18 protein-coding genes are annotated in these 21,370 nt (G+C 70.1%); 4 read left to right on the forward strand and 14 right to left on the reverse strand.

The genetic code is table 11. The features are described 5' to 3' along the window. The first annotated feature begins 259 nt into the window (after positions 1-259). From dapE to L0984_RS01445, 3 genes are read left to right on the forward strand one after another with little or no spacing between them, the layout of a single operon-like run. A complete protein-coding gene (gene dapE / locus L0984_RS01435) occupies positions 260-1,429 on the forward strand; it encodes a succinyl-diaminopimelate desuccinylase (RefSeq protein WP_234192003.1) in 1,170 nt (389 codons plus the stop codon). After that, a complete protein-coding gene (gene prmB / locus L0984_RS01440) occupies positions 1,422-2,309 on the forward strand; it encodes a 50S ribosomal protein L3 N(5)-glutamine methyltransferase (protein ID WP_234192004.1) in 888 nt (295 codons plus the stop codon). The genes dapE and prmB overlap by 8 nt, the downstream gene beginning before the upstream one ends. Then, a complete protein-coding gene (locus L0984_RS01445) occupies positions 2,306-4,375 on the forward strand; it encodes an ABC-F family ATP-binding cassette domain-containing protein (RefSeq protein ID WP_234192005.1) in 2,070 nt (689 codons plus the stop codon). Before prmB ends, L0984_RS01445 begins: the two co-directional genes overlap by 4 nt. 1,168 nt (positions 4,376-5,543) lie before the next feature. On the opposite strand, the gene L0984_RS01450 is transcribed toward L0984_RS01445, so the two are convergent. The 13 genes from L0984_RS01450 to L0984_RS01510 all read right to left on the reverse strand — a co-directional run bounded on the left by L0984_RS01450 (position 5,544) and on the right by L0984_RS01510 (position 18,327). Then, entirely contained in the window at positions 5,544-6,518 is a 975-nt protein-coding gene (locus L0984_RS01450) for a PDR/VanB family oxidoreductase (protein WP_234192006.1), read from the reverse strand. A gap of 149 nt (positions 6,519-6,667) precedes the next feature. Then, positions 6,668-7,705 (reverse strand): aromatic ring-hydroxylating oxygenase subunit alpha, encoded by a 1,038-nt coding sequence (locus tag L0984_RS01455; RefSeq protein ID WP_114804559.1) that lies wholly within the window; start codon positions 7,703-7,705, stop codon positions 6,668-6,670. A 28-nt stretch (positions 7,706-7,733) separates the two neighbouring features. Next, positions 7,734-7,958, reverse strand: coding sequence for a recombinase-like helix-turn-helix domain-containing protein (locus L0984_RS01460; RefSeq protein ID WP_234192007.1), 225 nt, complete (start codon positions 7,956-7,958; stop codon positions 7,734-7,736). A 56-nt stretch (positions 7,959-8,014) separates the two neighbouring features. After that, positions 8,015-9,004, reverse strand: coding sequence for a Bug family tripartite tricarboxylate transporter substrate binding protein (locus L0984_RS01465; RefSeq protein ID WP_234192008.1), 990 nt, complete (start codon positions 9,002-9,004; stop codon positions 8,015-8,017). A gap of 5 nt (positions 9,005-9,009) precedes the next feature. Beyond that, positions 9,010-9,978, reverse strand: a complete 969-nt coding sequence (locus L0984_RS01470; RefSeq protein ID WP_234192009.1) for a VOC family protein — start codon at positions 9,976-9,978, stop codon at positions 9,010-9,012. Between the two features lie 150 nt (positions 9,979-10,128). After that, entirely contained in the window at positions 10,129-11,604 is a 1,476-nt protein-coding gene (locus tag L0984_RS01475; RefSeq protein ID WP_234192010.1) for an aldehyde dehydrogenase, read from the reverse strand. A gap of 27 nt (positions 11,605-11,631) precedes the next feature. Beyond that, positions 11,632-12,435: an aspartate dehydrogenase gene (locus L0984_RS01480; protein WP_234192011.1), complete on the reverse strand. Its 804-nt coding sequence runs from the start codon at positions 12,433-12,435 to the stop codon at positions 11,632-11,634. Positions 12,436-12,443: 8 nt separating this feature from the next. Continuing rightward, complete coding sequence (locus tag L0984_RS01485) at positions 12,444-14,135, reverse strand: thiamine pyrophosphate-binding protein (RefSeq protein ID WP_234192012.1); 1,692 nt, start codon at positions 14,133-14,135, stop codon at positions 12,444-12,446. Positions 14,136-14,165: 30 nt separating this feature from the next. Further along, entirely contained in the window at positions 14,166-14,996 is an 831-nt protein-coding gene (locus L0984_RS01490) for an SDR family oxidoreductase (protein ID WP_234192013.1), read from the reverse strand. A 156-nt stretch (positions 14,997-15,152) separates the two neighbouring features. Beyond that, the gene (locus L0984_RS01495; RefSeq protein WP_234192014.1) at positions 15,153-15,995 is read right to left on the reverse strand and encodes an IclR family transcriptional regulator; all 843 of its coding nucleotides are present in this window, start codon (positions 15,993-15,995) and stop codon (positions 15,153-15,155) included. Between the two features lie 13 nt (positions 15,996-16,008). After that, positions 16,009-16,893, reverse strand: coding sequence for an alpha/beta fold hydrolase (locus L0984_RS01500; RefSeq protein WP_234192015.1), 885 nt, complete (start codon positions 16,891-16,893; stop codon positions 16,009-16,011). A 40-nt stretch (positions 16,894-16,933) separates the two neighbouring features. Next, positions 16,934-17,485: a cupin domain-containing protein gene (locus tag L0984_RS01505; protein WP_114804563.1), complete on the reverse strand. Its 552-nt coding sequence runs from the start codon at positions 17,483-17,485 to the stop codon at positions 16,934-16,936. 41 nt (positions 17,486-17,526) lie between these two features. Beyond that, positions 17,527-18,327: an SDR family oxidoreductase gene (locus tag L0984_RS01510; protein ID WP_234192753.1), complete on the reverse strand. Its 801-nt coding sequence runs from the start codon at positions 18,325-18,327 to the stop codon at positions 17,527-17,529. Between the two features lie 269 nt (positions 18,328-18,596). Between L0984_RS01510 and L0984_RS01515 the strand changes: the two genes are divergently transcribed. Next, positions 18,597-19,985: a hypothetical protein gene (locus L0984_RS01515; protein WP_234192016.1), complete on the forward strand. Its 1,389-nt coding sequence runs from the start codon at positions 18,597-18,599 to the stop codon at positions 19,983-19,985. Between the two features lie 46 nt (positions 19,986-20,031). Here the strand turns inward: L0984_RS01515 and L0984_RS01520 are convergent, their stop codons facing one another. Beyond that, positions 20,032-21,327, reverse strand: a complete 1,296-nt coding sequence (locus L0984_RS01520) for an NAD(P)/FAD-dependent oxidoreductase (protein ID WP_234192017.1) — start codon at positions 21,325-21,327, stop codon at positions 20,032-20,034. Positions 21,328-21,370: the final 43 nt, after the last annotated feature.

A 21,370-nucleotide genomic window follows, 5' to 3' on the forward strand; every position in this document is an offset into this window, starting at 1 on the left:
AGGCCCGGAGCTGCGGCCCTCAGCCCCTCTCTGGCGCCTTCGGCTTGGAGGGGGGCGCACCCGGCGGCCTGGCCTTCCACAAAGCTCAGGACAGGACGAAGCCAATTCCGCGGATGCACTCGCATGGCCTGCTCCGCGGCCTTTTGATCAGAGGCTGAACGGCTGCCTCTGGCGAATTGATCCGGTGACGGGTCTGGTCCGCCGCTATTGACCCGGATGTCCGCTTCTCCGGCACATCCCTTTTATTACCGCCATCGCCATGACCCGAACCCTGCAACTCGCCGAAGAACTGATCGCCTGCCCTTCCGTCACGCCCGAAGACGCACAGTGCCAGCAGATCCTGGGCGAACGCCTGGCGCGCCTGGGCTTCACGCTCGAGACCATCGTGAGCGGGCCCGACGACTTCCGCGTGACCAACCTGTGGGCCGTGCGCGGCGCGCCGACGGCGCCGACGCTGGTCTTTGCCGGCCACACCGACGTGGTACCGACCGGGCCGCTGGAGCAGTGGACCAGCCCGCCCTTCACTCCGACGCACCGCGACGGCAAGCTCTACGGCCGCGGGGCCTGCGACATGAAGAGCTCACTGGCGGCCTTCGTCGTCGCCATCGAGGAATTCCTGGCCGCCCATCCCGACCCCACGCTTCGCCTGGCCCTGCTGCTGACCAGCGACGAAGAAGGCCCCGGCGTCGATGGCACGGTGGTGGTCTGCAACCAGCTGGCGGCGCGCGGCGAGCGGCTGGACTACTGCATCGTCGGCGAACCCACCTCGGTCAGCCGCTGCGGCGACATGATCAAGAACGGCCGCCGCGGCACCATGAGCGGCAAGCTGACGGTGCACGGCGTGCAGGGCCACATCGCCTATCCGCACCTCGCCAAGAACCCCGTGCATGCCTTCGCGCCGGCCCTGGCCGAGCTGGTGGCCATCAACGCCGCTGGCGGCTGGGACCCGAAGCCCAACCCCTACTTCCAGCCGACCAGCTGGCAGATCAGCAACATCCATGCGGGCACCGGCGCGAGCAACGTGATCCCGGGCCATGCGGTGATCGACTTCAACTTCCGCTTCTCCACCGAGGTCACGGCCGAGGCGCTGCAGCAGCGCGTGCAGTCGGTGCTCGATGCGCACGGCGTCGAGTACGAACTCAAATGGACCATCGGCGGCCAGCCCTTCCTGACCACGCCCGGCGCGCTGGTCGAGGCCGTGCAGGCGGCCATCCGCGACGAGGCCGGCATCGAGACCGAACTCTCCACCAGCGGCGGCACGAGCGATGCGCGCTTCATCGCCAAGGTCTGCGCGCAGGTGGTGGAGCTGGGCCCGGTCAACGCCAGCATCCACAAGATCGACGAGCACATCGAGGTCGCGGCCATCGAGACGCTCAAGAACATGTACCGCCGCACCATCGAGCGGCTGGAGGCCGTCGCCCATGTCTGAAGACACCGCTCTGACGGTGATGGCGCTGGTGCACGAAGCCGAGCAGCGCCTCGCCCAGTCCGGCGTCGCCTTCGGCCACGGCACCACCAACGCCTTCGACGAGGCCGCCTGGCTGGTGCTGTGGCGCCTGCGCCTGCCGCTGGACCAGCTGGACGAGAACGCCGACCGCGCCGTCGCGCCCGGCGCCGCGGCGCAGGTGCGCGCGCTGGTGGAAGAGCGCATCGCCACCCGCAAGCCCGCCGCCTATCTCACCAAGGAGGCCTGGCTGCAGGGCGTGGACTTCTACGTGGACGAGCGCGCCATCGTGCCGCGCAGCTTCATCGCCGAACTGCTGGCCGACGCCAGCATCGACAACTGGCTGGGCGAGCACACGCAGCGCGTGCTGGACCTGTGCACCGGCAACGGCAGCCTGGCCGTGCTGGCCGCCATGGCCTGGCCGGAGGTGCAGGTGGATGCAGCCGACATCTCGCCCGAGGCGCTGGAGGTGGCGGCCATCAACGTCGCACGCCACCAGCTCGATGCCCGTGTGCGCCTGCTGCAGTCCGACGGCCTGGCCGGCGTCGACGGCGTGTACGACCTCATCCTGTGCAACCCGCCCTACGTCAACGCCGCTAGCATGGCCGCGCTGCCGCAGGAATACCGCGCCGAGCCCGAACTGGCCCTGGCCGGCGGCAGCGACGGCATGGACTTCGTGCGCCAACTGCTCGCCGACGCTCCCGCCCGCATGAGCCCCCAGGCCGTGCTGGTGCTGGAGATCGGCAACGAGCGGCCTTTCTTCGAGGCCGCCTTTCCCCACCTCGAGGCCGTCTGGCTCTCGACCAGCGCCGGCGACGACCAGGTGCTGCTGCTGACCCGCGACGCCCTCGTCGCCCATCCATGATCATCCTGAACAACGTCGTTTTGCGCCGCGGCACCAAGGTGCTGCTCGACAGCGCGAGCGTCACCCTCAATCCCGGCGAGAAGGTCGGCCTGGTCGGCCGCAACGGCGCCGGCAAGTCCACCCTGTTCGCCCTGCTCAACGGCACCCTGCACGAGGACGGCGGCGACTTCAGCATCCCGAAGCAGTGGCGCATGGCCCAGGTGGCCCAGCACATGCCCGAGACCGAGGACTCGGCCACCGACTTCGTGGTGGCCGGCGACACCCGCCTGGCCGAGGCCCGCGAGGCGCTGGCCAAGGCCGAGGCCCTGCACGCCGCCGACCCCGACGATGCCGACGCCGGCATGGCGCTGGGCCAGGCCTACAGCGACATCGCCGACGCCGGCGAGCACGACGCCGTGCCGCGCGCGCAGGCCCTCATCATGGGCCTGGGCTTCAAGCTGCACGAGCTGGACCGCCCGGTCAACAGCTTCTCGGGCGGCTGGCGCATGCGCCTGCAGCTGGCCCGCGCGCTGATGTGCCCCAGCGACCTGCTGCTGCTGGACGAGCCCACCAACCACCTGGACCTGGATGCCCTGGTCTGGCTCGAAGCCTGGCTGCAGAAGTACGACGGCACCATGCTCGTCATCAGCCACGACCGCGAGTTCCTGGACGCCGTGACCAACGTCACCGTGCACATCGAGCAGGCCAAGCTGACGCGCTACGGCGGCAACTACAGCAAGTTCGAGGACATGCGCGCGCTGCGCATGGAGCAGCAGCAGATCGCCCACGAGCGCCAGCAGGAAAAGATCGCCCACCTGCAGAAGTTCATCGACCGCTTCAAGGCCAAGGCCAGCAAGGCCAAGCAGGCGCAAAGCCGCGTCAAGGCCCTGGCCCGCATGGAGCGCGTCGCGCCGCTGCTGGCCGAGGCCGAATTCACCTTCAGCTTCAAGGAGCCGGCCAACCTGCCCAACCCGATGCTCAGCATCACGGGGGCGAGCTTCGGCTACATGCAGGAAGACGGCAGCGCCACCACCATCCTGTCTGGCGTGAGCCGCGGCGTGCTGGCCGGCCAGCGCATCGGCATCCTGGGCGCCAACGGCCAGGGCAAGTCCACCTTCGTGAAGACGGTAGCGCACGACCTGCCGCTGGTCTCGGGCACCGTGACCGAGGGCAAGGGCCTGGCCATCGGCTACTTCGCCCAGCAGGAGCTGGACGTGCTGCACGAGACCAGCAACCCGCTGGAGCACATGGTGCGTCTGGCGCGCGAGTTGGGCTCGGCCGCGCCGGCCGCCCGCACCGAGCAGGACCTGCGCGGCTTCCTGGGCAGCTTCAACTTCAGCGGCGACATGGTCAAGCAGCCGGTGGGCACCATGAGCGGCGGCGAGAAGGCACGCCTGGTGCTGGCCATGATGGTCTGGCAGCGCCCCAACCTGCTGCTGCTGGACGAGCCGACCAACCACCTGGACCTGGCGACGCGCGAGGCCCTGGCGATGGCGCTGAACGAGTTCGAGGGCACGCTGATGCTGGTGAGCCACGATCGCGCCCTGCTGCGCACGGTCTGCGACGAGTTCTGGCTGGTGGGCCGCGGCGAGGTGCGCGACTTCGACGGGGACCTGGACGACTACCAGCGCTACCTGCTGGACGAGTCCAAGCGGCTGCGCGAAGAGGCCAAGCAGGCGAATGCGGCGGAGGTGGCGGCGGCATCCGCGGCAGCGTCCTCGCCTCCCAAGGCGGTGGTGCCGCAGGCATCCGCCCCCGCTCCGGCCGTAACCGCTTCTCCTGCCACCGTATCGACATCGGCGGCACCCGCCGTGGACGGCCGCACGCAGCGCCAGAACGACGCCCGCGAGCGCCAGCGCCTGGCCGAGCAGAGTCGTCCGCTGCGAAAGGAACTGGCCAGCCTCGACCAGCGCATGGCCCAGGCCAACGCCGAGAAGAGCGCACTGGAAGCGCGCCTTGCCAGCCCCCTGCCGCCGGCGGAGATCGCGGAAGCCGGCAAGCGCCTCAAGCAGCTCGGCGACGAGATCGAGGCGATGGAAGAGCGCTGGCTAGAGCTGTCGGAGGCGCTGGAAGGCATTGGCTCCTGAGCTCAGGTGCGCGCAAAAGGGGGCGCCGATCGTCGATGACCCGGTAGCGCGGGCTGATCGAGCGTTGGGGCGGATGACACCCTGTGTGATGCGTCTGCTCGATTCGGGACGCTGGACGCTCCGCCAGCCCCGGCCCGCCCGGCCGCCTCGCCCACAGGCTGCGCCGCTCGCTGAACGCTCGCGGAACCTGCGGTGCTCGCCGGATGAGCGCGCGGCGTAACTCGCTACGCGCTTCGCGCTGCGCTCAAACAAACGCCGCGAGTCAGTCACGACCGGCGCGCGGGGGCCGCGGGCCTCGCTCATCCGGCTGCGCGCCTCGGCGCATCCTGAGGGCAAGTCGGCCGGGCGGGCCGGGGCCGGCTCCAGGGTGATCGGGCGTGGTACTCGCCTTTGGCGTGTCTTTCCAAACGCCGGACCGTTGGGCGGCCGCCGGCCGACTGACACACTCCCGCCCTTCTCTCCCGCAGCGCGCCGCCGCTCAGATCACCCATCAGCCATTCGGGCTGAAGACAACCCCGGCCAGTCACCCGCCAACCGTTCAGGCTGGAGACAGCGCAGGTCAGCTCGCCCCAACAGCCGTTCAGGCTGAGCTTGTCGAAGCCAGGGCACGTGGGGATCAACGCCCTTCGACAAGCTCAGGGCGAACGGGTTGATGGACTCAGGGCGAACGGGTTGATGGACTCACCGACTGGGCAAGCGTGCTGATTGGGTAGGCATGCGGAAGGGCCCCTTGGAGCCTGACCAAGGCCAACACCCGCCGATCACCCCCAAGCCCGGCGGGAGCGGCCCCCAGGGCGCGGCCGTTGGGCGTGCCGAGGCGCGCAGCCTGGCGAGTGAGGTGCGCGAGCATCGCGCACCGGCCGTAACTGACTCGTGGCGCTTGTCCGAGCGGAGCGCGTCAGCGCGCAGCGAGTTGCGCCACGCACTCGCCAGGCGAGCACCGCAGGGGACCCCGAGCGTTCAGCGAGGGGCACGCACATCGGCCGCGCCCTGGGGGCCGCTCCCGCCGGGCGCCCGCGCGGAGACAACGGTCCGAAGACCCCGCATGCGACCACAGCGCCGGCTTCGCCCTTGCCTCGCCTTGCCATCGGCAGCGGTTGGCCTCAAGCGCCGAACTGTCGGCGCGGCCATGCCTGGCAACGTGACGCAAATCCCGCCTTCCGAAGACTTAAACGTCCAGCACCAGCCGCTTCCCCGTGCAGCGCGAGACGCAGATCATCATGGTCTTGCCCGACTGCCGCTCGATCTTGGTGAGGATGCCGTCCTGGTGGTCCAGCTCGCCGTCGAAGTCGAGCACGGGCGTCTCGCAGGCGCCGCACACGCCTTCCTTGCAGCTGTGGTCGGGGTTCAGCCCGGCGTCGATCAGCGCGTCCAGGATGGACTTGCCACCCGGCACCGGCACCGTCTTGCCGCTCTTCTCGCAGACCACCTCGAAGCCGTGCGTCTCCACCGGCGACTCGACCACCACGGCGGCGAAGCGCTCGATGTGGGCGTTGGCGTAGCCCAGCTGCTCGCAGGCCTTTTCGAAGGCATCGAGCATGGGCGTGGGGCCGCAGCAGTAGAAGTGGCTGTCGGCGCCGCGGCCTTCCAGCAGTTGGGCCAGCTTGGGCGGGCCGCCTTGCTCGTCGTCGAAGTGCCAGGTCACGGGCACCTTGGCCTCGGCGGCCAGGGCGGTGATGGGCTCGACGAAGGCGGCTTCCTTGCGGGTGCGGGCGCAATACACCAGCTCCACCGGCCGGCCCAGGGCCACCAGGCGCTGCAGCATGCAGAAGATCGGCGTCACGCCGATGCCGCCAGCCACCAGCACGCTCCTGGGCGCGTCCTCGTGCAGTTCGAAGTTGTTGCGCGGGGCCGAGATGTCGATCACCTGCCCCACGCGCAACTGCTGATGCACGAACTTCGAGCCGCCACGGCTGTTGCGGTCGTTGAGCACGCCCACCACGTAGCGGCCGCTGTCGCTGCAGGGATTGCACAGCGAATAGCTGCGCACCAGGCCGTTGGCGAGGTGCAGGTCGATGTGCGAGCCCGCGGCGAAGGCGGGAAAGCTCACGCCGGCCGTGGCCGGGCGGAATTCGACGCTGACGATGCCATCGGCCTCGTGGCGCATCGTGTGGACCAGGGCTTTGAGCGTGGGGGCGGACATGGCGAAAGATCTCTCTGGACTTGTCGGTGTGTTTGGAAGGGAAGCGCGCCCTTCCCTCAGGGGCCGGCACGGCGGCGAGCGCGCAGCGCCCGCATCATAGGCAGCGAGCAAGGCGCATGCCGCCCGCTGCCGATCCGCCCCTCGGGCGATCAGGCCTGGGCCGTCTGCTTCGCCTCGATCTGCTGCTGCGCCAGGTTGCGCAGGTGGCGCCGCAGCCGCACGATGCCCAGGTCGTGCTGGTACAGGTTCTCGTGCTGGTTGGCGTCGGGCTCCATGTCCTCCAGCATCACGCGGTCCTGCTCCAGCACGCGCCAATGGCGCTGCTCCAGCCGGTTGCGGTACAGGAAGCGCCAGGTGTCGCGCTCCCAGCCCTTGGGCAGCTTGCGCACGCGCCAGTGGAAGACGGCCGCCAAGCCGGTGGAGATGGGCGTGTAGCTGCCCACGATGATGAAGTTGCCGCCGGGGCCGCCGGTCTTCGGATACGGGATCTCCAGACGCATCCAGTGGATGCCGGTGTCGCCCCATTCCGTCCAGTCGAAATTGACGTTGCGCTGGCCTTCCTTCTCGAAGACGAAGCCGGTGTCGGTGGCGCGAATGCCGAACTTGGCCTTCGAATCGCCCTCGGCCATGGAATGCGACTGCTTGTGCAGGAAGGTGCCGTGCATCGGGTCCATGACGTTGTCGAGCACGTAGCGGTAGTCGCCCTTCCACTCCGTGTAGCAGAGGAAGTGGCCGTACTCGGCGTCGTTGGTCAGTTCCTCCGGCAGCACCAGCGGCGGAGGCTCGTCCACCGGCTCGCTGCTGTTGTAGAGGAAGACGGCACCGGCCGCTTCCTTGACGTGGAAGTGGCGCGTGGCCCGCGTGCCTTCGAGCTTGCAGCCGGGGCTGCCCGGCACGCGGGTGGTCACGCCGTCGCAGCGCACCTCGACGCCGTGGTAGGGGCAGGACAGCCGGTCGCCCAGCACCACGCCCTGCGACAGCGGCGCGCCGCGGTGGGGGCAGCGGTCTTCCAGGGCGTGCAGCACGCCGTCGAAGTCGCGCCAGAAGGCCAGCTTGCGGCCCAGGCGGCGCAGGGAGACGGGCTTCTCCTTGATGAAGGAGGACGGGCAGATCGGGTACCAGAGGTCCTTGAGACCGACTTCGAGCAGCTGGTCGACCGGATCGGCGTGGATGGCGATGGTGGTCATGGGATGTTCCTCGCTTGCGTCGTGGGGTTCAGGGCTGTTCCGACAGGATGGCGATTTCCTGGCGGTAGACCTCTTCGGTCCAGGGCTTGCCGCTGGGGCTGGCCAGGCCGCTGTCGTTGAGCGCCTGCACCAGGCCCGGCAGGTCGTGCACGCCGGCGCCGAAGGCGCGCTCGATGGCATCGCCCAGCAGGTCTTCGTAGGTGGTGGGGGTGCGCTTGCGCGCCTGGTGGGGCTCGAGGTAGCGGTCGGTCATGGTGTGCTCCATCGGGGGGCGGGAATGCGTTGTTCGGTCGAAGGCGGTGCGCCGGCTCACTCGGCCTTGATGCCGCGGCTCTTGATGACGCCGGCCCACACGGCCGTCTCGTCCTTCATGGCCTTGGCGAAGGCGGCGGGCGCCATGGTGGCCTGGGTCATGCCCTGGGCCTTGAGCTTGTCCTGGATCTCGGGCTGCGCCAGGATCTCGGCGGCATCCTTGGCCAGTTGCTCGGCCACCGCCGGCGGCGTGCCGGCCGGGGCCAGCAGGCCGTACCACGACGTGACGTTCACGCCCTGGATGCCCTGCTCCGCCAGCGTCGGGATCTCCGGTGCCACGGGCGTGCGCTGGGCCTCGGTGATGCCGATGGCCACCAGCTTGCCGCTGTTGATGAAGGGCAGCGCGGCCGGCAGGTTGGTGAACATCAGCGGCACGATGCCGGCCACGGTGTCGTTGAGGGCCGGCGCCGTGCCCTTGTAGGCGACGTGCAGCATGTCGATGCCGGCCTGCTGCTTGAACAGCTCGCCCGCCAGGTGCAGGCCGCTGCCGATGCCCGGCGAGGCATACGACAGCGCGCCCGGCTTGGCCTTGGCCTGGGCGATCAGGTCCTTCGCGTTCTTGATGCCCGACGCCGGCGAGGCCACCACTACGTTGGGCGCCTTGGCCAGCATGGTGATCGGCACGAAGTCCTTCTCGATGTTGAACGGGAAGTTCGTCATCAGCGTCGGGTTGATCGTCAGGTTGCCCGCGGGCACCACCAGCAGGTTGTGGCCGTCGCCCTTGGCCCGCTTGATCTTGTCGATGCCGATGTTGCCGGCCGCGCCCACGGCGTTCTCCACCACGGCCGGCTGGCCGTAGCGCTTGCTGAGGCCGTCGGCCAGGAAGCGCGCCAGCGCATCCACCGGGCCGCCCGCCGGGAAGGGCGAGACGATGTTGAAGCGCTCGCTGGCGAGCTGCTTGTGCACCTCGGCGGGCGTCTGGGCCCAGGCCGCGCCGGTGGCGAGAAGGCCGCAGAGCGTGGCGACCAGGAAGGACTTGCGTTGCATGACGATCACTTCTTTTCTGTCAAAAACTTGCCCGAGGCGTCCACGCCCTTCTGCCGCCGCGTGTGGCCGTCCAGGCCGCCATCCACGGCCCATTCGGCAAACACCGTCGGGCCCGGCTCGAAGTCGCGCGCGGCCCATTCGGCCGTCAGCTGGTCCTCGTCGGCGTAGTACTCGATCAGGCCGCCGGCCGGGTTCTTGAAGTACCAGAAGTAGGCCGAGGAGATCGGATGCCGGCCCGGGCCGAGTTGCGTTTCCCAGCCGCAGCGCGAGAAATGCAGGCCGCCGCCGAACACCTCGTGGATGTCGCGCACGGTGAAGGCCACGTGGTTGATGCCGCGCTTGCCCGTGGGCAGCTGCAGCAGGAACAGGTCGTGGTGGCCGCCGATGTCGGCGCAGCGCAGGAAGGCGCCGCGGCCCGGATAGCGGTCGGAGGCGACGAAGCCGAAGCGGCTGGCGTAGAAGGCCTCGCAGGCCTTCACGTCGGCCACGAAGAAGACCACGTGGCCCACCTCGATGGGCGTGGCCCGGTCGTAGATCGGGCTGGGCTGGTTGACGCGGGCCTTGTCGGCCCAGGTGTTCACCCGGGCGCACTCGATGTCGATGGTCTTCTTGCGGCTGACCTGCAGGCGCACGGCCAGGCCATTGGGGTCGGTGCAGCCGATGCGGCGGCCGCCGGCCACCTCGCCGTCGACGAAGCCCGCATCGCCGCGGATGGCGTCGGCATAGCGGTCGAGGTCGGCAGCGCTTTCCACGCCCCAGACCACTTCGCGCAGCGTGGGGCCGTCTTCGATGGCAGGCGGCAGGCCGGCCTTGTCCATGGCGACCACGACGATGCGGCAGCCGTTGAGGCTTTCGAACACCAGCTCGTCCGCACCTTCGTGCGCCAGGGTCAGGCCCCAGTCCAGGAAGAAGCGGCGGCTCGTCGCGAGGTCGTCCGTGCCGTAGGTGATCTGATCGATGCCGAGAACGCTCATCTCATTGACTCCAGATATTGCAGTCCGACGGCACTGGCACCGAACGGACTTTGCGGGGGCACCCGCGGAACTGGCTCTGCCAGGCCGCCGGGTGCGCCCCCTTGAGGGGGGATTCGGCTACACGAAGTGAGCAAGAAACGGGGGTGGGCATCATTTGGACCAGGGGATCGGCTGCTCGTTGGTCCCCCAGTACATGCTCTTCTGCTCCATGTACTGGAAGATGCCTTCGCGGCCCTTCTCGCGGCCCAGGCCCGAGTCGCGCCAGCCGCCGAAGGGCGTGGAGACCGAGAACTGCTTGTAGGTGTTGACCCAGACGGTGCCGGCCTGCACCGCGCGGCCCAGGCGCCAAGCGCGCTTGAAGTCGCGGCTCCACACGCCCGCCGCCAGCGCATAGACGCTGTCGTTGGCCTGGGCGATCAGTTCCTCTTCGTTGTCGAAGGGCATGGCCACCAGCACCGGGCCGAAGATCTCTTCCTGCGTGATGCGGGCGTTGTTGGTCAGGCCTTCGAGGATGGTGGGCGTGTAGAAGTAGCCCTTGTCGAAGGCCGCGCCCTGCGGACGCACGCCGCCGGTGCGGATGCGCCCGCCTTCGCTGACGCCCAGGTCGACGTAACGCTCGATGCCCTCGCGGTGCTTGGCGGTGATCAGCGGGCCCATCTGTGTGCGCTCGTCCGACGGATCGCCCACACGCAGGTTCTTGGCCGCCTCGGCCACGCGGGTCACGAACTCGTCATAGATGCCGCGCGCCACGAACAGGCGCGAGCCGGCGATGCACGACTCGCCCGAGCTGCTGAAGATGCCGTAGAGCACGCCGGCCACGGCGTGGTCGAGGTCGGCGTCCTCCAGCACCATGGTGGGCGACTTGCCGCCCAGCTCCAGCGAGACCGGCATCATCTTGTCGGCCGCGATGTGGGCGATGTGCTTGCCGGTGGTGGTGCCGCCGGTGAAGGAGACGCGCTTGACCAGCGGGTGCTTGGTGATGGCATCGCCGATCACCGAGCCCTTGCCCGGCAGCACGCTGACGATGCCGCGCGGTACGCCGGCCTCTTCGCAGATCTTCGCCAGTTCCAGCGCCATCAGCGGCGTGACCTCGGCCGGCTTGACCACCACGGCATTGCCGGCGGCCAGGGCGGGCGCGAGCTTCTGCGCCTCGCTGGCGATGGGCGAGTTCCACGGCGTGATGGCGGCCACGACGCCCATGGGCTCGTGCACGCTCATCGTCACGAAGGGGCCGCGCGAGGGCGTGATGGTGTCTTCCAGCGTCTCCAGCGCGGCGGCGAAGAACTGGAAGGTGCCGGCGGCGCTGGCGACCAGGGCGCGGGTCTCGCTGATGGGCTTGCCGTTGTCCAGGCGCTGCTTCTGCGCCAGGTCTTCGGCACGTTCGCGGATGATGGCCGCCACGCGGTGCAGCACGGCGGCGCGCACATGGGGCAGCATCTGGGCCCAGCCGCTGGTGCGGAAGGCCACGTCCGCACGGGCGATGGCCTCTTCCACGTCGGCCAGGCTGGCGGCGCGCAGGCGGGCGATGGGCTCGCCGGTCGCCGGGTACAGGCTCTGGTACTCATCGCCGCCGCCCAGGCGCCATTCGCCGGCCACGTTGATGGGGAGCAGTTCCAGGTTGGGCATCGGGGGCTTCTCTCTCGTGTTTCGTCGTCAGATGACCAGGGGCGCCACGCGGCTGCGCAGCGCGCGCACCGCGCTGTACACGGTCAGCGCCGAGGTCTTGGGATTGGCGGCCAGCGGCTGGTTGCGCATGGTCAGCTCGAAGCGGCCGAAGGCGCCGTCGGCCTCCACCTGGTGCACGTTCTCGGTCACGGCCGGGTCGGCGATCAGGCGCACCGTGGTGCGGTCCAGGCCCAGACCGGCCAGCGACACGGTGGCCGCCACGTTGGCGTTCTTGGGGAACAGGCGCGCGGCATCGCGGGCGCTGCCCTCGAAGATCACCGCCTCGGCCGCCAGTGCGTCGAGGTCACGGCCCTCCTCCGCCGGCGTGCCCTTCCAGGCGCGCGGCGGCTTGCGGCCGGTGTAGCGCACCGTCTCCAGCCCGCCGATGCGGGCGGCGGCCAGGGCGTCGATGGCGCCGATGGCACCGGCGATCAGCTGCACCTGCGTGCCGCCTTCGCGGGCCGCGGCCTCCAGCTGCTCCGGCAGGCCGGGCGCCGACAGCGCGCCGACCGAGGCGACGATGGCGGGAATGCCGCGCTTGAGCGCCGGCAGCACATGCTGCTCGATGGCGGCATGGCCGGCCGCTTCGACCACCAGGTCGATGCCGTCGGCCGGCACGGCCTGCAGCACCTGCGCGCCGGGGGCGAGCCGTGCGGCCACCTCCTGCGCCGCGGCCTCACTGCCCGCAGGCACCACGATGGCCGCCGCGGCCAGGCCAGCGTCGGCCTTCACCAGTTCCAGCAGCGCGGTGCCGATGGCGCCGCAGCCGATCAGGGCGAATTTCAGGGCCATGGCTTTCCTCAAGCGGCCGGGGCCGCAGGGACTTGGTCCATCTTGTTCACCGGCGGACCGGCGAAGTTGGTCTTGAAGCCACCGATGGCGCGCATGTCGATCTCGAGCAGGAAGGGACCCTTGCGCGACCAGGCGCCGTCGAGCACGCCGGGCAGCCCGGCCAGGTCCGTCACCCGGGCATGCGGCAGCTGGATCGAGGCGCACAGCTGCGCATAGTCGGGCGTGTGCAGCTCGACATAGCAGCGGCGGCCGCCGTAGGAGGCGTCCTGGATGTTCTGGATCACGCCGTAGCGCTGGTCGTTCATCAGCACGATGAGCGCGTCGCACTCTTCCTGCACCAGCGTGGCCAGCTCGCCCAGGTTGAGGATGAAGCCGCCGTCGCCGGCCAGGGCCAGCGTCTTGCGGCCGGAGCCGGTCTCGGCCGCACCCACGGCCGCGCCGATGGCCATGGGCATGCCCATGCCGATGCCGCCACCCGTGGCATGCACGCCGGCATTGGCCTCGAAGAAGCGCAGTTCGCGGTTGCCCCAGGTGCTGTTGGAAACCGTGACGTCGCGCACCCAGTTGAACTGGCGGCCAGCCTGCTTCTGCAGTTGCTGCACCAGCGCGGTGTAGGGGCCCAGGCCGTCGTGCAGCGTGGCGACCACCTCGTCGTGGGTCTTGCGCAGGTCGGCCAGCAGCTCCGGGTCGGCCTTCCAGCCGCGGGCTTCCAGGCGGTCGGCCAAGCCATTGAGCACCAGCGCGGAATCGCCCCAGACGAAGCCGTCGTCGGCATAGCAGCGGCCCTGCTGGGCGGCATCGGCGTCGATGCGCAGCAGCGGGCGCGGCAGCTTGAGTTCGTACTTCAGCGTCTCGTTGCTGCGCAGGCGCGAGCCCACCACCAGCATGGCGTCGCAGCGCTGGTAGAAGGCTTCGACCGGCTTCTGGATGTTGTAGGCGCCCAGCGAGGCGGGGTCGTCCTCGGCCACGATGCCGCGGCCCTGTACGGTGCTGACGATGCCGAAGCCCAGCGCCTTGAGGCGGGCCACGGCCGCGCCGGCATGGCGGGCGCCGCCGCCCAGCCACAGCAGCGGACGGCGCTTGGCGGCCAGCTGTTCGGCCAGCGCATCGATGGCGGCCTCGCTCGGCACCGGCACCGTGATGGGCAGCGGGGACAGGTCGGCCGGCATCTCGATCAGCGACTGCTGGATGTCGATCGGGATCTCCACGCTCACCGGGCCGGTGGGCGCGGTCTGGGCGGCCTGCACGGCGGCCTTGAGCGTCGACAGGCAGGTCTCGGCATTGCGCACGCGGAAGGCGGCCTTGGAGACGGCCGTCAGCATGGCGAGCTGATCGGGCGCCTCGTGGATGTACGCCAGGTTCTGGTCCAGGTACTGGGTCTCGATCTGGCCGGTGATGTGCAGCAGCGGCGTGCCGGCGTTGCGCGCCTCGACCAGGCTGCCGGCGATGTTGCCGGCGGCCGGGCCGGTGCTGGTGATGCACACGCCCAGGCTGGAGGTGGAGCGGGCATAGGCATCGGCCATGTTGCCGGCGCCGGCCTCGCCGCGGGCCATCACGAAGCGCGTCTGGCCGCGCAACGCGAAGGCGTCCAGGATCGGCATGTTGTGGATCGAGATCACGCCGAAGGCGGCCTTGACCCCGCACTGTTCGAGGAAGGCGGCGACGACCGTGCCGACGGTGACTTTGGGGGTGGAGGTCATGGGTATTCCGGAATCGAAGACGGGGCTGTTTCAGGCTGCTCTGGAGTGGCCGCCGGAGACATCGATGTGGCTACCGCTGGTGTAAGACGAGAAGGGCGAAACCAGGAAAGCCAGCGCGCGCGCTGCTTCCACCGGCAGGCCCAGCCGGCCCAGCGGGATGTGCTTCTTGGTGGCCAGGTCGGCGCTCCACGTGGCCCAGTCCTGCGACTTGTCCTCGCGCGCTTCGAAGCGGCGGCGCCATTGGCCCGACTCGACCAGTCCGATCAAGATGCCGTTGACGCGCACGCCCTGCGGCGCGAACTCGGTGGCCAGCGAGCGCACCAAGTTCAGGATGCCGGCGCGCGCGGCCGAGGTGGCGACCATGTGCGGCTCGGGCTGGCGGGCCAGCAGCGAGTTGGCGCAGGCGATGGCGGCATCGCCCAGCCGCTGGCGCTCGGCCACCAGCTGCGGCAGGAAGGCGCGGGTCGGATGGATGATGGAGAAGAACTTGAGCTTGAGCTCGTCCATCCAGGCCTGGTCGTCGGTGTCGGCGAAGGTGGAGACCCGGCCCTGCCCCGCGTTGTTGACCAGCATGGCGGCCGGGCCGAGCGCGGCCAGGCTCTCGGCGGCGAAGGCCTTGACCGATTCGGCGTCGAGCACGTCGCAGGTGCGGGCGAAGAGCTTCGCACCGGGGAATTGCTCGCGCAGGCCGGCGACGGCCCCGTCGAGCCGCTCGGCATTGCGGCCGCACAGCGCGACGGCGGCGCCGGCCGACAGCAGCACCTGCACGGTGGCCAGGCCGATGCCCGAGGATCCGCCCGTGACGACGGCCGTGCGGCCAGCCAGGGCGTCCGCGGCGAGGAAGGAAGACAGAACGTTCATGGGCAAAGGTCTGAACAGAATCAAATGGCCGCGGAGCAGGCCATGCCAGAGCACCCGAGGAACTGGCTTTGCCAGGCCTCTGGGTGCGCCCTCCTCCAAGCCGAAGGCGCCAGGGAGGAGGGAGCCGCGAAGCGGCTTGGGAGGTGCCCTTTCATGTCATCGGCGCAGGGGGATGACCTTGCGCGTCATGCCCGGATGGGCGCCGTCGAGCAGGCCGGAGATCTCGTCAGCAGCAGCGCGGACGCGGTTCACCAGCTGGTCGACCGGGCCTTCGTCGATGTGCGCGGTGGTGAAGGTGGCGCCCAGTGCCGCGATGGTGTGGCCGGCGCGGTCGCGCACCGGCGCGGCGATGGTCGAGATGTTGCTTTCGAAGAAGCCCTCGCCCAGCACGTAGCCATGGTCGCGCACGGTCTGGACCATGTCGAACAGGGCGTTGACGGTGCGCGGCGTGTTGTCCGAGAAGACCTCGAGCTTGTCCTCGGGGTACAGCGCGCGCAGCTGCGGCAGGCTGAGGTCCGCCAGCAGCACATGGCCGAGCACGGTGGCATGGGCGGGCAGGCGCGTACCCACCGTGACCGCACTGCGGAAGGGCGTGGGCGAGGCGGTCTTGGCCACGTAGACGATGGAGCGGCCATCGCGCACCACCATGTTGCAGGCATGGCCGATGTCTTCCGACAGGCGGGTGAGCACCGGCAGGCCCAGCTCGGTCAGCTCCAGCGAGGCCAGGTATTCGAAGCCCAGGCGCAGCACGGCCAGGCCCAGGCGGTAGTCGCGGCCGCTCTCGGTCTTCTCGATGAAGCCCATGTTCTCCAGCGTGGAGAGCAGGCGGAAGACGGTGGAACGCGGCAGGTTGAAGCGGCGCGCCAGCTCCGGGGCGGAGAGCGTGGGCGTGTCGCGGCTGAATTCGCACAGCAGGCGCAGGCCGCGCTCCAGCGCGGGGACGTTGTAGCGGTCGCCGCTGTCGTCGCTGGGGGCGTCGGGGGTGTCGGTCTGGCTCATGGTGTCTCTCTCCTCACGCGTCTTGTTCTTGGGCGGCGGCCATCAGCAACTGAGCGACGGGCGCCGGCTGCTCCACGTAGCAGGCATGGCCGGCGCCGGGCAGCAGGGCCAGTTCCACGCCACAGGCCCGGGCCACCTCGCCGCAGGCCAGGGGCGTGGTGACCACGTCCTCGCTGCCGCAGAGCACCTGCACCGGCATGGCCGGTGGCAGGTAGGCCAGCAGGTCGTCGCCGGTCAGCAGTTCGACCGCCTGGCGATAGCCGGCATCGTTGAGCCGACCCATGTTCCAGCGCACCCACTGGCGGGCACGCTCGCTGGCGTTGTCGGAGACGAGCCGCGCGCTGCGCTGCGTGGCCATTCCGGCGATGCCCAGCTGGTCGAGCGTGGCCAGGCGCTCGGTGCGCACCTTCTGCGCTTGGGCCTCGCGGCCGGCCGCGCCATAGCCCCGGGCCGGGCTCATCAGCACCAGCCGCGCGATGCGGCCGGCCAGGGGCGCCCCGGCATGCACGGCGCCGCCGGCCATCAGCGCACCCAGCGAATGGCCGACAAGCACGCAGCGCGCAATGCCCAGCGCGTCCAGCAGGCCCGCCAGGCGCGCGGCGTAGTCGGTGGCGCGCGGCGCCGGCCGGGCCACGGGCGTGGAGGTGCCATAGCCGGGCGCGTCCCAGGCGATCAGCCGTGCGCCGCCTTCGAGCGCGTCGGCCACGCCCAGCCAGGAGGCCGAGCCCGACCCGATGCCGTGCAGGCACACCAGCGGCAGGCCGCCTGCGCCCTGCCCCGCCTCGCGCACGGCCACGACGCCGCCCTGGGCCAGGGCCACCTCACGGACGGGGAAGCGGCGGTCGAGGGCCTCGACTTCGGCTTCGGGCAACGGAGCGGGGGCGGCAGCAGCGGTCATGGGCAAGCTCGGGTCGGCCAATGGCAGGGGCAGCGGGCGATCAGCCGCGCTTGACCTTGGTCAGCGGATGGTCGGCGGGGTAGGTCGGCGTGATGGGCTTCTTGGCGCCCAGCATCACGCACATCAGCGCGTCCTCGTCGCCGATGTTGATCTCCTCGCGGTACACGCCGGGCGGCACCGAGATCAGGTCGCGGTCGGTCATGACGGTCTCGTAGCGCTCGCCCTCGGGCGTGGTCAGCACCACCTTGAGCTTGCCGCGGATCAGGAAGAACACTTCTTCCACATCGATGTGCAGGTGCGACGGGCCTTCGTGGCCGGCCGGGATCACCATGGTCGAGAAGGTGAAGTGCTCGGCTGGCACGGTGTTGTTGTCCGAGGCGACACCGGTGCCGCCAGTGCCCACGTAGCGCATCTGGGCGCGGCGGTACTTGGGGTCGAAGTCAGCCTGGAACTTCAGGGCGTCCCAGTCGTACTGGCGGGTGGAATAACGCGCGATGCGCGTGTTCATCCACTGCTCCAGGCTGGCGCCTTCGGGGCGCTCCCAGCTGGGCTTGGAAGGATCGAGTTGCTGCTGCACGGACAGGTCGGTCATGGGGCTCTCCTACAAACGGGTTCGGGGACGGAAGGCGGGAATCAATTGAGCACGAAGCCGCCGTTGACGGGCAGCAACTGGCCGGTGACGAAGCGCGACAGCGGCGACAGCGCGAACAGCACCGCGCCGCACACATCGGCCGCCTGCTGCTCGCGCGGCAGGGCGCGGCCTTCGAGGTATTTGTCGTGGCGTGCCTTGGGCACGTATTCGGTGGCCTCGACCAGCGTCAGGCCGGGCGCGATGGCGTTGACCGTGATGTTGGCACCACCCCATTCACGCGCCAGCGAACGGGTCATGGCCGCCACGGCGCCCTTGCTGGCCACATAGGCCAGCAGGTTCTGGGCGCCCCAGAGGGCGGTGTCGGAGGCCAGGTTGACGATGGCGCCGCGGCCGCTGGCGGCCAGCGCGCCGTGGCAGGCGCGGCTCATGAGCCAGGTGCCGCGGACGTTGACGTCCATCACGCGGTCCCACATCTCGATCTCCAGCGCATGCGGATCGCGGCCACCGGAGTTGGTGATGGCACCGTTGTTGACCAGGCCGTCCAGCCCGCCGAGCAGGCGCACCGTCTCGTCGGCGCAGGCGGTGACGGAGGCGGGATCGGTCAGATCCAGCGCCAGCGCATGCACCTCATGGCCCTGCCCGCGCAGCGCGGCGGCTTCGCTGGCGGCCAGCTCGGCCAGGATGTCCGCTATGACCACGCGCCCGCCGGCCTGTGCGATGCACTTGGCAAAGGCCAGCCCCAGCCCACGCGCACCGCCCGTCACCAGCACGCGCCGGCCGGCCAGCAGGGTGGGCGGAATCTCGGCCATCAGGCTGCGCAGGCTCTCGGGGTCGGGCGTCATGTTCATCGGGCGAATCCGTTTGTTTCTTTAGAGAAACGCATGTTCATATATGGAATGAACGGAGATTAATGCAGCGGTCTGCGGTCGTCAAGCCGATCCGGCGAAGCGTCGCGCGCGTGGAGCCTGCCTATCCTCCAAATGGATGAAGCTGGGACGCAACAGCCGTGGAGCCCGAGCCGGAGACGCTCCCTAAACTGCGCCCGCCGCCTCTGGCGGACACACTTTGTTGACAATTTGCCTCAGGCAAGAAAAGAAAGAGGGGCGCTCACATGCGCAATGGGAATCCAAGGAGAACTGCCGGCCTGAAATGGGCCATCGGGCTGGGCTGCGTGCTCGCACTGGCGGCCTGTGGGGGTGGAGGCGGCGGCGGTGGCGGAGGTTTCTTCCTGCCGCCGGCTGCCGCCCCGCAGGCCCCGCAACTGGCCGTCGCGGCCGACGGGACGACCGTCGCTGCCGAGGGGGACGCCTATGTGGTGAAGCCCGGCCAGGTGATCACGGTGAAGTCCAACCAGACCGTGAGCTGGAGCGGCAGCTCGCCCAGCGGCAAGGTGACCGCCGTGGGCACCAGCAGCAGTGACCAGCAATGGCAGGCGCGCCTGGCCAACGCCAACCTGGGTGCCACCGAGGACTATCCGCTGGTGGCCACGGCCAACTCGGGCCAGACGACCACGGTGCGCCTCAAGGTGCGGGCGGGCGACAGCCGCAATGGCAAGTTCATGGCTTTCGTGTCGAACGGCAGCCGGCAACAGCTCAAGGCGGACTTCGACCTGGGCAGCCTCGAGTTCGTCGATACGTCGGGCGCAAGCAATGTGGGCACCCTCGTGAAGCCGGCCAGCGGCAGCGCCGTCTACGGGCTGCTTTCGAACCGCGAGACCACGGCGCAGCGCATTTCCGGGCTGCAGGTGCTGCCCGATACGCTGGTGGGCAGCTTCCCCTTCCTGGTCCCGGGTGCCAGCCCCGCCGCTTACGCGCCCTTCCCCTTCGTCGCCACGCGTGCGCTCATCACGACGGCGGCGGATCTGGACGGCAACTTCAACCGCTTCCGGGTCAACTACAGCGGCACCACCAAGGACTCGTCCATCAGTCAGGTCCAGTTCGCCGGCTCGGGGACGCTCTTTGTGCGCTGCAACGAGGTGGCCATCACCCGTGTGGACGACTGCCCGGCGGGGTCCCTGGCCACCGCCACACTGGCGCCGGATCCGACGACGCCCGGTCTGTGGCGTGTCACGAACAGCAGCGGGGTCTACGAAGGCCGCGTGTCGGTCGCACGGGTTGGCAGCGAGAAGATGCTGCTCGTGGCGGGTCCCAGCGCCACCGATCCGAGCTCGGCGCAATTCAGCGTCGGCCTGCCGGAGCAGCCTGGTGGCTGGACGTCGTTCAACAACGCCTTCGGCTGGTCCATCCTCGGCACGCAGGATCAGTCCACGGCCGACCTGAGCACCTACACGCTGAGATCCGCATCGGCCGCCGGCGTCGTCCAGACCGCGCTGACGCTGAACACCCTGGGCTCGGTCGGGCCCAAGGGCATGATGGGAAGCTCCACGGGGGACGGCCGCTACTACTTCGTCGCCCGCTCCGCGCAACTCGAGATGGTGATCGGCGCGCGGGGCAACACCGCCACCGCCGGCTTCTTCCACCTGGGCGTGATCAGCAACTGATCTTCGGCCCTGCGGCGCGGCCGCCCACGCCGCCGCGCCACAGGGATCAGCCGAAACGCGCCGGATCGAAAGGCGCGAGCGCCGCCGGACGTTCTGCCCGCCCCAGCAGCTCGGCCACCCATTGGCCGGTCCTGGCCGATCCGCCCAGGCCCACATGGCCGTGGCCGAAGGCGAGCACCACATCCGGCGTGGCGCGCGCATGGCCGATGCAGGGCAGCCCGTCTGGCAGGCTGGGGCGATGCCCCAGCCATTGCCGCACGACAAGCGCCTCGCCCGCCGCGCCCTCGCCCAGGGCCGGGAACATCAAGACGAGATGCCGGCGCAGGATCTCCGCCCGGCGCCAGTCGGGCCCGGCGGCCAGGCCGGCGATCTCCACCTGGCCCGCGGCACGCAGGCCCGGCACCATGGCATGCACGATCAGCTTGCCGTCCGCGGCCATCATGGGCGTGCGCGGGCCCAACGGCAGCGCGCCTTCGAGCATCACGTGGTAGCCCCGCTCCGACTCCAGCGGCACCGGCGAGCCGGCCGCCCGGGCCAGCGCCGCGGAACGTGCGCCCGCGCTGATGACGGCGGCGTCGCAGGCGATGTCGCCCGCGGCCGTCCGCACTGCCCGCAGGCGGCCGCCTTCGATCTGCAGGCCCGTCGCCGGCGCCTTGAGCAGGCGCGCGCCCATGGCCTGCGCATGGCGTGCCAGGGCCGCGACGTAGGCGCCGGGATGCCGGCAGTGCCCGGCCTCGGCCACGTGGATGCCCAGGGTGTAGCGGCGGTCCAGGTCCGGCTCCTCGGCGGCCAGGCGGGCGGCGTCCCACTCGGTCCACTGCACGCCGGTGCGTGCCCGCACGCGCCAGGCGAGCGCCTCGGATTCGAACTCGGCCCGGGAGCGGTACACATGCAGCAGGCCCCGATGCTCGATCAAGCCGGGCACGCCGGCGTCGGCCGCCAGCCGTGCGTGGAGCACGGGCGAATCCGCCAACATCAGCCTCAGCGCATCGGCCGTGCGCTGCACGCGTTCCTCGGTCCAGCCCGACGCCAGGTAGCGCAGCAGCCAGGGCAAGGCGCGGGGCAAATGGCGCCAGCGCAAGGCCAGCGGACCCAGCGGGTCGAGCAGCCAGGCTGGAACCTTGCGCCAGGCCCCCGGCAGCGCTGGCGGGATCACCGAATGCGAGGACAGCCAGCCCGCATTGCCGTAACTCGTCGCCTGCTCGCCGCCGGGCTCGCCGGGCTCCAGCAGCGTCACGCGCCAACCCCGGCGCAGTGCCTCGATGGCGCTCGCACACCCCACCGCCCCGGCACCGATCACCACCACATGGCGCCCCGTGCGCCCTTCCATCGTCGATTGCATCCGCGCATCGTAGAGGGCGGCCTGTCGCCCATGGGGTGCCGCC

This window comes from Pseudacidovorax sp. NFM-22, from assembly GCF_021401245.1.
GTDB lineage: Bacteria > Pseudomonadota > Gammaproteobacteria > Burkholderiales > Burkholderiaceae_C > Xenophilus.